Raw genomic sequence first — 16,350 nt, 5'->3', positions numbered from 1 at the left:
CAAAACGGTCAGGAACGTGTTCCCCTCTCTTCGGGGGACAAAAGTTGACCGCAAGCGAAGACGCATGGGAGGGACTGCATATGGACTATACGACATTGGTCATTGCTGTCATTGAAGTGGTTGTTGGTATCGTGATCGGCACCTACTTTTGGAACTTGCTGCGAGCGCAGAGAAACACGAAAACCTCAACCGAAAAGGAATCGCGTAAGGATCTTGATTCTATTCGTAAAATGAGAATGGTTGCATTGACTGAGCCTCTGTCAGAGAGAACAAGACCAGCGACTTTGGAAGAAATTGTAGGACAAGAAGATGGGCTTCGTGCGTTGCGTGCCGCTTTGTGTGGTCCCAACCCACAGCATGTCATTATTTATGGACCGCCTGGTGTAGGCAAGACCGCAGCGGCTAGGGTCGTGCTGGAAGAAGCGAAGAAAAATCAGCTATCGCCGTTTTCTTCTGATGCCAAGTTTATTGAAATCGATGCGACGATTGCTCGTTTTGATGAGCGCGGGATTGCTGACCCGTTAATTGGCTCTGTACATGATCCTATTTATCAAGGGGCAGGCTCGCTTGGGCAGGCGGGAATTCCGCAGCCAAAGCCAGGCGCTGTGACGAAAGCGCACGGTGGCATGCTTTTTCTTGATGAAATAGGGGAACTTCATCCTGTGCAGATGAATAAGTTACTAAAGGTTCTTGAAGACCGTAAAGTCATGCTAGAGAGTGCTTACTACAGCGAGGAAAATAACCAAATTCCTTCGCATATTCATGACGTTTTCAAATACGGTTTGCCGGCCGACTTCCGCCTGGTTGGAGCGACGACAAGGCTACCAGAAGAACTGCCTGCTGCGCTTCGTTCCCGTTGCCTGGAAATCTTTTTCCGCCCATTGAAGGCTGGAGAAATTGGGAGTATCGTGCGTACGGCCGTGCCTAAAATGAATATGAATATGGAAGATGGTGCTGTTTCCGTGATCGAGCGCTACGCGACCAATGGACGTGAAGCGATCAATACACTGCAAATCGCTGCGGGAATTGCCTTGACGGAAGACCGCAATGACATCCAGGCTGCCGATGTGGAATGGGTGATGCACAGCAGTCAAAAATCGCCTCGCCCAGAAAAGCAGGTACATGATACACCGCAGGTCGGATTGGTCAACGGTCTTGCTGTGTACGGTCCGAACATGGGCAGTGTGATGGAGCTGGAAGTGACTGCTTCTCCCACCGCTGTTCCAGGTCAAGGTCGAATGGCGATGACAGGAATGGCTGAGGAAGAGGAGATGGGCAGCCGTAGCCGGACGATCCGCCGGAAGTCGATGGCAAAAGGATCGATCGAAAACGTTTTGACTGTCCTGAACAGAATGGGCGTCCGCCCGTATGATTACGATCTGCATATCAATTTTCCGGGAGGCATCCCTGTTGATGGTCCTTCTGCGGGCATTACCATTGCTACTGCGATCTACTCGGCGATTTTTAATCAGCCTGTCGATAATTTACTGGCCATGACTGGCGAAGTCAGTATTCATGGGAAGGTAAAGCCAGTTGGAGGTGTAGTTGCGAAGGTAGAGGCCGCCAAACAAGCGGGAGCGACCAGAGTCCTCATTCCACAGGAAAACTGGCAAAGCATTTTTTCAGACATGAAAGGGATCGAAATCATACCAGTGTCAACTGTCACTGAGGTAATTGAGCTAGCTGTACCGCAAGCTACTATGCAAGAAGAAGAGGCGACGGGATTTACTTTGCAAATCCCAGCAGAGGATCTCGCTTCCTCTCCGCTATCCCTGTAACAGTCGGGTATGCTCGCGGATTAGACATCGGATTGTGTTTGCGCTACAATGGAAAAAAGCTTCTGCTTGCAAAGAGCCTGAGGCCTTGCCCGGCCTGAAACGAGCTCCACAAAAAATGATTGCGAGATCTTTTTTGTCTCGTTTTTTGGGGCCGGGCGGGCGTTTGAAAAACGGCTTTGAGGGCCGTTTTTGTCTGTTATAAGGCTCTTTGTAAGAGGGTAGATCAACAAGGAGAGGTGCATCCGCTTGGGCGAACGTTCCGGTAAACGAGAATTACCGCTTCTCCCGTTGCGAGGATTGCTTGTTTATCCGACAATGGTACTCCATTTGGACGTTGGACGGGAAAAGTCCATCCGCGCATTGGAGCAAGCCATGGTAGACGATAACAAGATTTTGCTTGCGACACAGGAAGAGGTCCATATAGAAGAGCCAGATGCTGAGCAAATTTACAGTATTGGTACCGTTGCGCGTGTGAAACAAATGCTGAAGCTGCCGAATGGGACAATCCGTGTATTGGTAGAAGGCTTGCAACGCGCGAAGATCGAGGAGTATCTTCAACAGGAAGATTATTTCGTCGTGTCGATTACATATTTGCAAGATGAAAAAACAGAGCAAAACGAAGTGGAAGCATTAATGCGTTCCTTGCTGGGCCACTTTGAGCAGTACATCAAGCTGTCCAAAAAGGTTTCTCCAGAGACGCTAACCTCTGTGCAGGACATTGAGGAACCGGGACGTTTGGCAGATGTGATTGCTTCGCATTTGCCACTCAAGATGAAGGACAAACAGGAAATTTTGGAGACGACCAACATCAAGGAACGTCTCGAAATTCTTTTAACCATTTTGAACAACGAGCGCGAAGTACTAGAGCTGGAGCGCAAGATCGGCAACCGCGTGAAGAAACAGATGGAGCGCACGCAAAAGGAATATTACCTGCGTGAGCAAATGAAAGCTATCCAAAAAGAGCTGGGCGACAAGGACGGACGCCAAGGTGAAGTAGATGAGCTGCGTGCTCAGCTCGAAAAATCGGATGCTCCTGAGCGGATCAAAGCGAAGATTGAGAAGGAGCTCGAGCGTCTGGAAAAGATGCCGGCGACTTCTGCGGAAGGCTCAGTCATCCGTACGTATATCGATACCTTGTTTGCACTGCCGTGGGCGAAGACGACCGAAGACAATCTGGATATTCATCATGCACAGCAAGTTCTCGATGAAGATCATTACGGCTTGGATAAACCGAAGGAGCGCGTCTTGGAGTATTTGGCAGTACAAAAGCTGGTAAACTCCATGCGTGGACCAATCCTTTGTCTGGTAGGCCCTCCGGGTGTCGGGAAAACATCTCTGGCCCGTTCCGTAGCGCGTGCAATCGGTCGCAATTTCGTTCGCATTTCCTTGGGTGGAGTACGCGATGAAGCAGAAATTCGCGGACACCGCCGCACGTATGTCGGTGCTCTCCCAGGACGAATCATACAAGGAATGAAGCAAGCAGGTACGATTAATCCTGTCTTTTTGCTGGATGAGATCGACAAGCTCGCGTCCGATTTCCGTGGAGACCCTGCTTCTGCGCTGCTCGAAGTACTCGATCCAAACCAAAATGATAAATTCAGTGACCACTATATCGAAGAGACCTATGATTTGACGAACGTCATGTTTATTACGACCGCAAACAGTCTCGATACGATTCCGCGTCCGCTCTTGGACCGGATGGAGGTCATCTCGATTTCCAGCTATACCGAATTGGAAAAGCTGAACATTTTGCGTGATTACCTCTTGCCGAAGCAAATGCAGGATCACGGTCTGGGCAAAGATAAGCTGAAAATGAACGACGATGCGATGCTGAAGCTCGTTCGTTTGTACACGCGAGAAGCGGGTGTTCGCAACCTCAATCGCGAAGCAGCCAACGTATGCCGCAAAGCTGCCAAGCTGATCGTGAGCGGGGAGAAGAAGCGTGTCGTGGTTACGGTAAAGACATTGGAGACACTGCTTGGCAAACCGCGTTACCGCTATGGACTGGCGGAGAAAAAAGATCAAGTCGGCTCCGTTACGGGTCTGGCTTGGACACAAGCAGGTGGAGATACGCTGAATGTAGAAGTCAGCATTTTGCCTGGAAAAGGTAAGCTCACCCTGACAGGGAAACTGGGTGACGTCATGAAGGAATCTGCGCAGGCTGCGTTTAGCTATATTCGCTCCCATGCAGATCAGTGGGGAATTGATCCGTCCTTCCACGAGAAGAACGATATCCACATCCATTTTCCAGAAGGGGCGATTCCAAAAGACGGTCCTTCTGCTGGGATTACCATGGCAACCGCACTCGTATCCGCCCTGACGAAAATCCCTGTGAAAAAAGAAGTGGGGATGACCGGGGAGATTACATTGCGAGGTCGGGTACTGCCAATTGGCGGGCTGAAAGAAAAATGCATGTCTGCTCACCGTGCAGGTTTAACCACGATCATTTTGCCAAAAGACAACGAGAAGGATATCGAGGATATCCCGGAGAGCGTACGCGGTGAACTGTCATTCTATCCAGTTGATCATTTAGATGAAGTGCTGCGTCACGCGCTAACTAAACAGCCAGTAGGTGACAAAGCATGAAAGTAACATCATCAGAGTTTATTATCAGCGCGGTTGGACCGAAGCAGTATCCTACGGATGGTCTCCATGAGATCGCGCTGGTAGGACGCTCCAACGTAGGGAAATCATCCTTGCTCAATAAAATGATGAACCGCAAAGGGCTTGCCCGGATCAGTTCTCGTCCGGGTAAAACCCAGACATTGAACTATTTCCGTGTCAATCAAATGCTCTACTTCGTTGACTTCCCGGGTTATGGGTATGCAAAGGTAGCGAAGACGATCAAGGAACAATGGGGAAAAATGATCGAGGGCTATTTGAAAAACCGGAAAGAGCTTCGCTTCATTATTCAACTGGTCGATATTCGCCATGCTCCGAGTAAAGACGATATTGCGATGTACGATTGGTGCAAGCAAATCGGGATCCCTACCGTAGTCGTAGCGACGAAAGGTGATAAAATCGCTCGCGGGCGTTGGCTACAGCATACGAAGATCATCCGTCAAAGCCTGAATTTGCGCGGGGATGATACGATCATTGTATTTTCCTCGGAGACAGGTCAAGGCAAGGATGAACTGTGGGCAGAAATCATGCGTCGTATCCGTGCTGGCGAGGAAATGGCCAGGGAGACGGCTGCCAAGGCTGAGGAGACTGCTCCAGCCAATGAGTAATTCTTAGACCCAATTCGTCGTGGGGAAGGGAGCATCTGAGTGAGCGGGAGTGCTTGCTTTGCTGTACGTGGTGTGATCGAAGGCTTCTATGGAACACCTTGGACACATGAAGAGCGGCTGGATATGATCGACTTTTTGCACCGACATGATTACAACGCGTATTTCTACGCTCCAAAAGATGACGAGTATCTGCGGGAACGCTGGATGGAGTCGCTCCCTACAAAAGCCAATCAACAGTTAGAAGAGTTGATCCAGCGGGCAAAGACTCGCAACATGCAGTTTATTTATTGTCTGGGTCCTGGGCTCAGCATGGAATATACGAATCGTCAGCACTTGGAGCTATTAGGCAGGAAGTATCGGGATTTGTATGATCGTGGTGTGCGTTACTTTGCGCTATTGTTCGATGATATCCCCATGCATCTGTTGCATGAGAAGGATGTAGCCGAGTTCGCCCATTTGGCGGAGGCGCATGCCCAGACGACGCTTTATGTGTGGGATTTGATACGGAGCTGGGGCGAACCAGTCAAGTTGGTTGTCTGTCCTACACAATACAACGGGATTGGAAAAGAAGCGTACATCATGTACCTCGGCCAGCATCTGCCGTCAGAAATCGATTTGTTTTGGACGGGACGATTCGTCTGCTCGCCCTACCTAACGGATGGTGATGCCATTCGCTTTCATGAGTCTACGGGTCATCAGCCATTTTATTGGGACAACTACCCGGTGAATGATTTGGCCATGGCGAATGAACTACATATCGGTCCATTGCGTCACCGCGATCCTGACCTGTGGCAATACGCAGCAGGCTATGTGGCGAATGCGATGTCTAGACCAGAATGCTCGAAGATTCCTTTGATTACGACGGCAGCTTATTTGCGAGATCCGATCGGCTACGATCCTGATACGGTATGGAAACAAGCCATCGAGGAAGTAGCGGGACAAAAGGATGCAGATGCTTTCTTTACCTTTGCTGATAATGTGCAAAGCTCGTTTTTATGCGAGGTGGAATCGCCGCGATTGTTAGAAGCGATCCTGACCTTCCGCTTTCATTTTTTGCAGGGAGATCGGCAAAAGGCCATTGCTGACTTGACGGCCCTTTTTCAGAAGATGGAGGCGTCGGCAGACAAGCTGTTGGCAGGGATGACGAATCAGAAGCTTGCAGAAGAAACGAGGCCGTGGGTGGAGAAGTTCCATCTGTGGACAAAGGTCGGTCTGTCGGCAGTCGCTCTCATTGATCAGGGGACAAGAGGGCGACTTCCACAAGCAGCGTATCACTTGCTCCGGCTCAAACAGTGGCTCAAACGAACGGAACGTTACCCGCAAGAAGTGTGCGGACCGGTCATGCAGCTTTTTGTGGATGCCGTAATGCTAGAGGTCAAGAAGAGCTCATAAAAAAAGTTCCTTTCCCGCAGGGGAGAAGGAACTTTTTTGCTTTTTCGCATCAGGCAGATTCACGACTCTCATTTGGTTTTCTCTGACGGAAATTGCGCAACCATTCTTGAATCGGCAGTTCAGCGAGAATCATGCCAGTGAAAATCAGGAGACATCCGGTCAGCTGTCTTCCATTCAATACTTCATGAATAAACACGTAGGAGGTGATTGCAGCAAAAACGGGCTCCAAAGCGAAAATGAGAGCGACCCGCGTCGAGCTGGTTTGTTTTTGCAAGGCCGTCTGCGCGAGAAAGGCCAGTGCCGTAGCGAAAATAGAAGTGACGATCAAACCAAAGGCCACCTCTGGGATGAACAAGATCGTCGGATCAAAAGCACGACTCCAATCCTCAAAGAAAAAGGCGTACAGCCAGCTCATAACAGCTACCGTGCCTAATTGCGTAATGGCAAGGGGCAATGCTGCAAAACGAGGTGCGTATTTGCCGGTAGAGACGATTTGCATAGCGAAGCAGATTGCACCGAAGAATACCAGGGCATCACCGAGATTAAAGGAGAACGACTGGCTCTGTGTCAGCAAATACAAGCCGAACGCTGCTAGAATCACGCCGACGATAGCGAGAGGTTTGACACGCTCACGCAAGAGCAAAAATGAGAAGAGCGGTACCAATACGACGGCTAAACCTGTGATAAAGCCAGCTTTGGACGGCGATGTATACAAAAGTCCTACGGTCTGAAAGGCATATCCCAGACAGAGCCAAAAACCGAGGATGACGCCTGCACGAAGTAGTGGCCCTCTCCATTCAGAGTTCTGCCCACGATAACGATTGCGGATGAAATAGATGATCAGTAAAAATAACGCAGCAATGGTAAAGCGTACGGCGTTAAACGTATTGGGAGGCAGCGATGCGATTGCCTGCTGTACGATCAAAAACGTAGTTCCCCAGATAACTGCGACGAGGAGCAGCGTTATGTCTGCCATCCAAGGTTTTCTCAAAGCTTCTTTTCTCTCCTTTCTGACATTTTCGCAATTTTTCTTCTGTTTTCATGTATAGCCGACATCATAAGGGATTCCCGGACGGAACGCAAGCGGATTATAAAGGATATACCCAAAGTGCACTCCGTTAAAAAACTTTTCACAATTACTCCTATCCGATTCGGGACATAATGATATAATAATAGTGCATTTTACATATGCCGCTAACAGGTTTGTTATTCTGGGAGGACATTATGGATATTCTTTTGCTGGGTCTAAACTATAAAACAGCTCCTGTCGAAATTCGCGAAAAGTTTACATTCAGCGACGATGGGACAGCACGCGCTCTTCATCTTCTCTCCCAGACGAAGAGTATCGCAGAATGTATCATCCTGGGGACGTGCAACCGGACGGAAATCTACGTTGTTTGCGACCAGGCGAATATTGGCCGAGACTATTCCCGCCGTTTTTTGGCTGAATGGTTCGGCGTGGAGAAAGAACAATTTAAGGATCATCTCTATATAAAAGAGAACGAACAAGCAATCGAGCACTTGTTCCGAGTCTCTTCCGGTCTTGATTCGATGGTAATGGGAGAAACACAAATCCTCGGACAAGTCCGGGATGCGTTCCTGTTGGCGCAGGAGCGTCAAACGACAGGGACTGTCTTCAACACCTTGTTCAAGCAAGCGATTACGTTCGCCAAGCGTGCCCATACAGAGACAGCGATTGGACAAAATGCGGTTTCTGTCAGCTACGCTGCTGTCGAACTGGGGAAAAAGATTTTCGGTTCCTTCGCAGGGAAGTCTGTCCTGATCGTCGGAGCGGGAAAAATGAGCGAGCTGACTGCCAAGCACCTGCACGCAAATGGATCGGAACGCGTCATGGTAGCGAATCGTACATTGGAGCGAGCGCAGCTTTTGGCAGAAAAGTTCAAGGGTGACTCCTGTACGATGGAGCAGTTGCCAGAGGCACTGCTCACAGCAGACATCGTCATCAGCTCGACCGGAGCGACAGGTTATGTCCTCGGCAAAAAAGAACTGGCTCCGATCATGAAACAAAGGAAGCATCGTCCGTTGTTCATGGTGGATATCGCAGTTCCTCGCGACCTGAATCCTGACTTGCATGATCTTGATAACGTATTTTTATATGATATTGACGATCTCGAAGGCATTGTCGCGAGTAACGTTGCGGAACGTTCTCGTGAAGCGGAACGTCTGGATGTCATGATTCAAGAAGAGATCGTGGCATTCTCGACCTGGTATCAAACGCTTGGCGTGGCGCCAATCATCGCTGCACTGCGTGACAAGGCAAACACGATCCAAAGCGAAGCGATGCGAAAAATCGAAAACAAGCTGCCGAATTTGTCTGAGCGGGAGATGCACATCATCCGCAAGACAACCAAGGGTATTGTCAATCAACTGTTGCACGATCCGGTCGTGCGTTTAAAAGAAATGGCAGCTACCAAAGATGGGGAAGAAGTGCTGGATATTTTCGAGAAAATGTTTGCGTTGGAGGAGATCCTGGAGCGAAAAGAACAGGAAGCAATCTGGGCTAACGATAAAAATAAACATACATCTTCTTCTCGGGAACAGGTATTGGCTTCCCGGTTCCCTGAATAAGCTGACCTGACAATCTATCTGCTACTAGAGGTTGTTCAAAAAGTCGTCTTTTGATCACGAAGTAGCTCAGTAAGCTAATTCGACATCGAATATGGCGTTCACCTCCGAAGTCCGGTGCTCATGTAGATTACCTACACTCCGCTCCTCCTTCGTTCGGTTCTCGCCATCTTCTCGGTGCTAAAAACCGACTTTTTGAACACGCACTGTTAGAAACCGATTGGGAAAGTGGGGGAGAGAGTGCATGGCCGAGGTGAGATGGATCTACGACTTGACGATCTTTCTCTACGCTGCAAGTGTTCTCTTCTATTTTAACGACTTCTTGCAAAGCAACCGGAAAGTCAATCGTCTGGCTTTCGGGTTGCTTGTTGTCGTTTGGGCCTTGCAAACCGCATTTTTTGTCTCGCAAGCAGTCATGAAGGGGTATTTTCCAGTCATTACGTTGTTTGAGACGCTCTTTTTTTATTCATGGGTGCTGGTAGGCTTGTCGCTTGCCATTCACTATTTTTTTCGGATTGATTTACTGGTTTTTTTTACTAATATTATTGGGTTCGTCGTGCTCGTCATGTCGATGTTTTTGCCGGAAACGCCGATTGAGGCTGTATCGAGCATCTTGACCTCTGAGCTATTGCTGACGCATGTGACACTGGCTATGTTCAGCTATGGGGCGTTCTCGCTCTCCATGATCTTCTCGGCCATGTACTTGCTTCAGCACAAAATGCTCAAAGAAAGACGCTGGTCGCCGTTGCTCAGGCGATTGCCTAGCCTCGATCAACTGGAAGGCTACGCGTACCGAATGAACATGCTGGGTGTACCGATGCTCTTGCTCTCGATTGTATTAGGGATCATTTGGGGTAAAATGGTTTTGCCGGAGAAATTTTTGTTTGACTCCAAAGTAGTGCTCTCCGTGCTAGTTCTTGCGATTTATTCGCTGTGGCTGTACCAACGCTATCGGGATACGGTGCAGATGCGCAGACTCGCGCAGTGGAACGTCCTGGCGTTTTTGTTACTGCTTATCAATTTTTTAGGCTTCACTACTTCTACATTTCACGACTGGTGGTAGGGGCTGTTCATCAAGGAGGCTGTCATGGGAAAATGGAAAGTGGGAACGCGTCGCAGCAAATTGGCGCTCACCCAAACGAAATGGGTCGTAGAAAAACTGAAGGGGTTCGCACCTGAAGCTGATTTTGAATTGCATGAAATCGTGACAAAAGGCGATCGAATCCTCGATGTGACCTTGTCCAAAGTAGGCGGAAAAGGGTTGTTTGTCAAAGAAATCGAGCAATCCTTGTTCGATAAGGAAACCGATTTTGCTGTACACAGCTTGAAGGATATGCCTGCTGAATTGCCAGAGGGCTTGGTAATCGGAGCGATTCCGAAGCGTGTTGATCCTCGGGATGTTCTGCTTTCCAAGGACGGCAAGACGTTGGATGAACTGCCGCAAGGAGCTTTGGTAGGGACTAGCAGCTTGCGCCGTTCTGCACAAATTCTCGCACATCGCCCTGACATTCAGATCGAATCTCTGCGTGGAAATATTGATACGCGCATGCGCAAGCTGGAGGAAGGCAATTTTGATGCCATTATCCTCGCTGCGGCAGGACTTGAGCGCGTGAATTTCGAAGGGAACATCTCGCAGTTCCTGCCTGTTGAAATCAGCTTGCCAGCAGTCGGTCAAGGAGCGCTTGCCATCGAATGCCGTGCAGACGATGAGGAGACACTCGCTCTCTTGAAGCAGTTTGATGACGCACCGACGCGTTTAGCGGTAACAGCAGAGCGCAGCTTCCTGCATAAACTCCAAGGCGGCTGTCAGGTGCCGATTGGCGCATATGCGACAGTTGGAGAGAACAATGAAATTACTATGACGGGAATGGTTGGCTCCCCAGATGGGAAGCAAATGTTCAAAAACACGGCGACTGGGCAAGATCCGTTAGCGCTGGGCATTCAAGTGGCGGAAGCCCTCCTGGCGCAGGGAGCGGGAGAAGTACTTGCGCAAGTATTGCGGGAGAATGAGCAATGATTGTCCACGGATCGCACAAGCCGCTGACTGGCAAGTGCATCATGGTCACGCGGGCAAGAAGTCAAGTTCGCGAGCTCGTTGAACATATCGAGCGGTTAGGTGGAGAAGCGTACGCATTTCCCCTGTTAAAAATGATGCCGCCGCCGGAAACTGCCAAGCTCGACGAGGCCATCACCCAGTTGCCAACATACGACTGGGTGGTCTTCACGAGTGTGAATGGCGTACGCTTCTTCTTAGAGCGCATGCGTGAGGTCGGGGTAGGACTCGAAGCGTTCACTGGCAAAATTGCTGCGGTTGGTCCGAAGACGGCCAAGGCGCTTGAGCATCACGGGCTCGGAGTAGCTGTCATCCCGTCTGATTACGTGGCGGAAGGCTTGCTGTCGAGCTTGTATGATCAGCTGCTTCCTGGTCAGCGTGTTCTGTTGCCTCGTGCAGATATTGCCCGCAAGGCACTGCCCAAGGAGTTGGCTCGCTTGGGGCTTGCTGTGACAGAGGTAGACGTGTATCACACTGTCATTGATGCAGAGCAGGCTCCAGATGCAGCGGAAAAGCTACAACAAGGTCTCATCGATATCATCTTGTTTACCAGCTCTTCAACGGTGACGCATTTCATGGCAGCGATGGAGTCCTATGCATCGTTTGACTGGCTCAAGCACGTTCAGATAGCCTGTATCGGACCAATCACGGCAGATACAGCAAGACAAAACGGGCTTTCTGTTCATGTCGTAGCGAGTGAGTACACCGTGGAAGGCTTACTAGCAGCTATCATAGAGAATCTGGGAGGGAATCGACATGGCACAAACATTTGACCGTCATCGCCGTCTTCGCAAAAGTGCGGCTATGCGCAATTTGGTGCGGGAGAACCACGTACGGGTGGAAGACTTGATTTATCCGTTGTTCGTAGTGGAAGGAACCGGTATTAAGAATGAGATTCCGTCCATGCCAGGCGTGTATCAGCTCTCCTTGGACACTTTGGCCGAAGAGATGAAGGAAATCGTAGCTCTAGGAATTCAAGCTGTTTTGATGTTTGGGGTACCAGTACATAAAGACGCATGCGGAACAGAGGCGTACAATGATGATGCGATTACCCAACAGGCGATGCGTCTGATCAAGGAAGCCCATCCGGAAATGCTCGTGATTGCAGATACATGCCTGTGTGAATACACCGATCATGGTCACTGTGGTGTCATTCACGAAGGCGAAGTCGTGAATGACGAGACATTGAAGCTTTTGGGTCAGACCGCCGTTTCCCAAGCAAAAGCCGGAGCAGACATTATCGCTCCTTCCAACATGATGGACGGTTTCGTGATTGCAATCCGTGAAGCTTTGGACGAGGCTGGTTTTGAGCACATTCCGATCATGTCCTATGCGGTGAAATACGCTTCTGCTTTCTACGGGCCATTCCGCGATGCGGCAGGCTCGACTCCACAATTTGGCGATCGCAAAAGCTATCAAATGGACGCGGCCAATGCACGTGAAGGTCTGCGCGAAGCAGCTTCCGATGTAAAAGAGGGAGCGGACTTTTTGATCGTGAAGCCAGGTCTTGCCTTCATGGACATGGTTCTTCGTCTGCGTGAGAACTTCAACCTGCCGATCGTGGCTTACAATGTGAGTGCAGAGTACTCCATGGTAAAAGCGGCAGCTCTGAATGGTTGGATCGATGAAGAGCGTATCGTTATGGAAACATTGGTTGGCTTCAAACGTGCAGGTGCAGATTTGATCATTACGTACCATGCAAAAGATGTTGCAAAATGGCTGGCGAGGTGAGCATGAGATGAATAGAGAAAAATCTACTCAGTTATTTGCAGAAGCACAGCATTACATACCAGGTGGAGTAAACAGTCCGGTTCGTGCCTTTAAGAGCGTCGGAGGCAATCCTGTTTACATTGCAAAAGGAGAAGGCTCCCGCATTTTTGATGTGGATGGAAACAGTTATATTGACTACATCGGCTCGTGGGGTCCATTGATATTGGGCCATGCACATCCGCGTGTCCTTGCAGCGATTACGGAAGTAGCTGCGCTTGGAACTAGCTTCGGCGCACCGACTGAGCGGGAAACAGAAATGGCAAAGCTCGTTTGTGAGATCGTGCCATCTGTAGAAGTCGTGCGCATGGTGAACTCCGGTACAGAGGCAACGATGAGCGCTCTGCGCCTTGCGCGTGGTTATACCAGACGCAATAAAATCATGAAGTTCGAAGGCTGCTACCATGGTCATGCTGACAGCCTGTTGATCAAAGCTGGCTCCGGTGTGGCTACACTGGGACTTCCAGACAGCCCAGGTGTACCTGAAGGAACAGCACACAATACGATTACGGTTCCTTACAATGATCTGGAAAGCGTCAAACTGGCATTTGAAGCGTTTGGCGATGATCTGGCAGCAGTTATTGTGGAGCCAATCGGCGGCAATATGGGGGTTGTTCCTCCACAGCCAGGCTTCCTCGAAGGACTGCGTGAAATTACAGAGAAACATGGGACACTGCTGATTTTCGATGAAGTCATGACTGGCTTCCGGGTAGCATTGGGCGGTGCACAAGAGCTGTACGGCATTACTCCGGATTTGACCACGATGGGGAAAGTCATCGGGGGTGGCTTGCCAGTAGGTGCATACGGTGGCAAACGTGAGATCATGCAGCAAGTAGCTCCTGCAGGCCCAATCTATCAGGCAGGGACGCTGTCGGGTAATCCTTTGGCGATGGCAGCAGGCTTGACTACCTTGCAAGAGCTCAGCAAGCCAGGCGCATACGAACGCTTGGAGAAGATGTCCGCTCGTTTGGCTGAAGGCTTGGCTGACAATGCCAAGAAGCTGGGCATTCCGCACACGCTCAATCGCGTGGGTTCCATGGTTTGCCTGTTCTTTACAGAGACGCCAGTTATCAACTACGAAACAGCGAAATCATCCGATCTGGAGCGGTTCTCGGCGTACTTTAGCTATCTGCTGGAGGAAGGCATCATGATCCCGCCGTCCCAGTTTGAGGGTATGTTCGTTTCCTTGGCTCATACCGATGAAGATATCGAACGTACGATTGAAGCAAGCTTCAAAGCGATGAAAAGAGCGTTTGAATAAAGAATGAAAAGAAGAAAGCACTTCCTTGCTGATGCAGGAGGTGCTTTTTTTGATTTTTTGCAGGATTTTTCCACCCCTTGTCAAAATACGAAGGAAAATGCAGATGAATGAGGTGGAGACATGGAAGGGACGATCATTCACGTACCGCAAAAGCATCTGGTTGGCCTTAGCTTCTCTGGTTCGTTTCCTATGCTAGTGGAATACATGCCGAAGTTGTGGGAGACTTTTTTGAAGCGCCAGGATGAGATTCCTCTCGTGATTTCACCAGATGTTCGTTACGACATCAGCGACGAGAATCGGACGTACCAAATGTATACCGAGTACATTGTCGTGGAAGTGGAGCGTTTCGAGCATATCCCTGAGGGCATGCTCGGGTTCACGATTCCAGAGAGGACATACGCCCGCTTTACCCATACAGGGCCTATGGAGCAGGTGCAAAATACATACCATGGACTGTTTGGTTGGCTCAACGAGAATGGCCATCAGGTGGACGAGCAAGCTCGTCGCATGGAGCGCTACGATCAACGGTACGTTCCATCTGTGCATGAGTCTGCTCGGGTCGACAATGCGTATGAAATTTTTATTCCGCTTCGGTAAAAAAAAGAAAACAACACCGCTCATTGCAAGCAAGAGGTGTTGTTTTTGATGTCAATCTATTTGCTTGTCCAGGAAACGTGCTAGTTCACCCATGACAGACTGTAGCACTTGAAGGGAATCATCGACGTAGAGATCAACATCGAGGGAGTGCTTAGCGTCTGGCGGGAGATGGAGCTGGATGTTTGGTTTGGATGTGGCAAGCTGATCAACCACGCCCTGATTGTAGTAATGATCGGCGGTGCCTGAGACGAGAAATATCGGTTGGGTAAGAGTTAGCAATTCCGTATGGAACACTTCCTCAGTCAGCAATGGCGTCAATAAGATTGCAGATGAACAGGCAAAACGAGATTCCTTGAGCAATCCGCAGGTAATCGGCACCGTACCGAGTGACTTCCCGAGGAAGAAAACTCGTTCATATCCGTACACATCCAGCACATGTGAGACAACCGTTTGCATCTCCTCGCTGATCCAAGCACTGCGTTTGGCGAATGAGCTATTCCAAAAATCCGCATTGTCTCGTCCATACTCTGCGTGTACATAGACGAGATCGAACTGTTTACTCAAAAAAAGCATGGTAGAATAATACAGATAAGGCCTGTCGAACGAATAGCTGGCTCCGGGAAAGAAAAAACAGACGGAGCGAGATGGCGTCTGACTTGCCTGAATGTGCGTATACGCCATTTCTCTCCCGTCCCTGACGATCACGGAACCTGTTTTTGGGTATACCATCTACATGTGCACCTCTTTCATGTTCTTTTGAACAGGGGTTATTTTCAAATCGTAAGGGTAAGTAGCACTTGTTGACAAGAAGTAACCAAACAATAAAGGAGTATGATTCGATGAAAAAGGAAGTCCAACTGAGTAACGGCATCAAAATAGCCTATGTAGAAGAAGGAACAGGAGAATCGCTTGTTTTGATCCACGGTTTTTGCGGGAGCTCATCTTACTGGCATAAGCTAGTGCCGCTCCTGTCTAAAACGCATCGTGTCATTGCGATCGATTTGCGTGGTCATGGAAATAGCTCGGCCCCTGATGAACCGTATTCGATGGAGCGCTTTGCAGACGATCTGGCTTTGTTTGTAGATGAGCTGGGTTTAGCGAAGATTCATCTGTTTGGACATTCGCTCGGTGGCTATGTAACCTTGGCTTTTGCAAACCAATACGCGGACAAGCTGGCGAGCTTTGGCTTGATCCATTCGACGCCATATCCGGATGACGACGCTGCCAAGGCTAACCGGGATAAAGGAGCCCAGAGTATTCGGGAGAATGGGATGGAGCCTTTTATCAAAGCACTCATCCCGAAGCTGTTCGCACCTTCGCATATCGAATCGATGAGAGAAGAAGTCCAGCTGGCAAAAGAGATTGGCTTTGCGACGAGCCCGATTGGAGCCATCCAAACACTAGGCGCCATGCGTGATCGAGTAGATCGCAATCATGTGCTGCAAGAAACGACTTTACCTGTGCTATTAGTCGCAGGAACAGAGGATCAGATCATTCCTGCAGAAAAAACTTTTACAGTAGATAGAAATAGCGTCGAGCAAGTGCTGCTGCCTGATGCTGGGCATATGGGCATGGTCGAAGCGCCAGAGAAAATGGCTGAAGCATTGGGGAGCTTTCTCAACAAAAAGTAACAAAATCACACCATAGTCCTAGCAAATTTTGCTATAATGAAAACGTTATCCTATT

Annotated in this window: 14 protein-coding genes; 12 read left to right on the top strand and 2 right to left on the bottom strand. The window is 49.5% G+C overall.

The genetic code is table 11. The features are described 5' to 3' along the window. Positions 1–80 precede the first annotated feature (80 nt). From lonB to HPY27_RS21045, 4 genes are all read left to right on the top strand, one after another. A complete protein-coding gene (lonB, locus tag HPY27_RS21060; RefSeq protein WP_174225858.1) occupies positions 81–1,778 on the top strand; it encodes an ATP-dependent protease LonB in 1,698 nt (565 codons plus the stop codon). 246 nt (positions 1,779–2,024) lie between these two features. Next, the gene (gene lon, locus HPY27_RS21055) at positions 2,025–4,364 is read left to right on the top strand and encodes an endopeptidase La (protein WP_017247497.1); all 2,340 of its coding nucleotides are present in this window, start codon (positions 2,025–2,027) and stop codon (positions 4,362–4,364) included. Beyond that, positions 4,361–5,008: a ribosome biogenesis GTP-binding protein YihA/YsxC gene (gene yihA, locus HPY27_RS21050; protein WP_017247498.1), complete on the top strand. Its 648-nt coding sequence runs from the start codon at positions 4,361–4,363 to the stop codon at positions 5,006–5,008. Before lon ends, yihA begins: the two co-directional genes overlap by 4 nt. Positions 5,009–5,047: 39 nt before the next feature. Further along, on the top strand, positions 5,048–6,400 hold the full coding sequence (locus HPY27_RS21045; protein WP_174225857.1) for a protein O-GlcNAcase: 1,353 nt from the start codon (positions 5,048–5,050) through the stop codon (positions 6,398–6,400). Between the two features lie 49 nt (positions 6,401–6,449). Here the strand turns inward: HPY27_RS21045 and HPY27_RS21040 are convergent, their stop codons facing one another. Beyond that, entirely contained in the window at positions 6,450–7,391 is a 942-nt protein-coding gene (locus tag HPY27_RS21040; protein ID WP_305852147.1) for a DMT family transporter, read from the bottom strand. A 233-nt stretch (positions 7,392–7,624) separates the two neighbouring features. Here HPY27_RS21040 and hemA point away from each other — a divergent pair, with 233 nt between their 5' ends. The 7 genes from hemA (at position 7,625) to HPY27_RS21005 (ending at position 14,664) form a co-directional block, all read left to right on the top strand. Continuing rightward, positions 7,625–8,989 carry a glutamyl-tRNA reductase gene (hemA, locus tag HPY27_RS21035; RefSeq protein ID WP_174225856.1) on the top strand — a complete coding sequence of 455 codons (1,365 nt, stop codon included), beginning with the start codon at positions 7,625–7,627 and terminating at the stop codon, positions 8,987–8,989. A gap of 241 nt (positions 8,990–9,230) precedes the next feature. Further along, positions 9,231–10,049: a cytochrome C assembly family protein gene (locus HPY27_RS21030; protein ID WP_017247503.1), complete on the top strand. Its 819-nt coding sequence runs from the start codon at positions 9,231–9,233 to the stop codon at positions 10,047–10,049. Positions 10,050–10,073: 24 nt separating this feature from the next. Continuing rightward, a complete protein-coding gene (gene hemC, locus HPY27_RS21025; RefSeq protein ID WP_017247504.1) occupies positions 10,074–11,003 on the top strand; it encodes a hydroxymethylbilane synthase in 930 nt (309 codons plus the stop codon). Continuing rightward, complete coding sequence (locus HPY27_RS21020; protein WP_174225855.1) at positions 11,000–11,812, top strand: uroporphyrinogen-III synthase; 813 nt, start codon at positions 11,000–11,002, stop codon at positions 11,810–11,812. Before hemC ends, HPY27_RS21020 begins: the two co-directional genes overlap by 4 nt. Continuing rightward, positions 11,796–12,770 (top strand): porphobilinogen synthase, encoded by a 975-nt coding sequence (hemB, locus tag HPY27_RS21015; protein WP_174225854.1) that lies wholly within the window; start codon positions 11,796–11,798, stop codon positions 12,768–12,770. The genes HPY27_RS21020 and hemB overlap by 17 nt, the downstream gene beginning before the upstream one ends. A 7-nt stretch (positions 12,771–12,777) precedes the next feature. Then, the gene (hemL, locus tag HPY27_RS21010) at positions 12,778–14,067 is read left to right on the top strand and encodes a glutamate-1-semialdehyde 2,1-aminomutase (protein WP_017247507.1); all 1,290 of its coding nucleotides are present in this window, start codon (positions 12,778–12,780) and stop codon (positions 14,065–14,067) included. A 120-nt stretch (positions 14,068–14,187) separates the two neighbouring features. Beyond that, a complete protein-coding gene (locus HPY27_RS21005) occupies positions 14,188–14,664 on the top strand; it encodes a GyrI-like domain-containing protein (RefSeq protein ID WP_017247509.1) in 477 nt (158 codons plus the stop codon). A 51-nt stretch (positions 14,665–14,715) separates the two neighbouring features. Here the strand turns inward: HPY27_RS21005 and HPY27_RS21000 are convergent, their stop codons facing one another. After that, positions 14,716–15,393 (bottom strand): alpha/beta fold hydrolase, encoded by a 678-nt coding sequence (locus HPY27_RS21000; RefSeq protein ID WP_173622443.1) that lies wholly within the window; start codon positions 15,391–15,393, stop codon positions 14,716–14,718. A 110-nt stretch (positions 15,394–15,503) separates the two neighbouring features. Here HPY27_RS21000 and HPY27_RS20995 point away from each other — a divergent pair, with 110 nt between their 5' ends. Further along, positions 15,504–16,295, top strand: a complete 792-nt coding sequence (locus tag HPY27_RS20995) for an alpha/beta fold hydrolase (protein ID WP_173622444.1) — start codon at positions 15,504–15,506, stop codon at positions 16,293–16,295. The last annotated feature ends 55 nt before the right edge of the window (positions 16,296–16,350 follow it).

It is taken from the genome of Brevibacillus sp. HB1.1 (genome assembly GCF_013332445.1).
GTDB lineage: Bacteria > Bacillota > Bacilli > Brevibacillales > Brevibacillaceae > Brevibacillus > Brevibacillus porteri.
The sequence above is the reverse complement of the archived record's forward strand: the minus strand, read 5'-3'. Positions and strand labels throughout refer to the sequence as shown.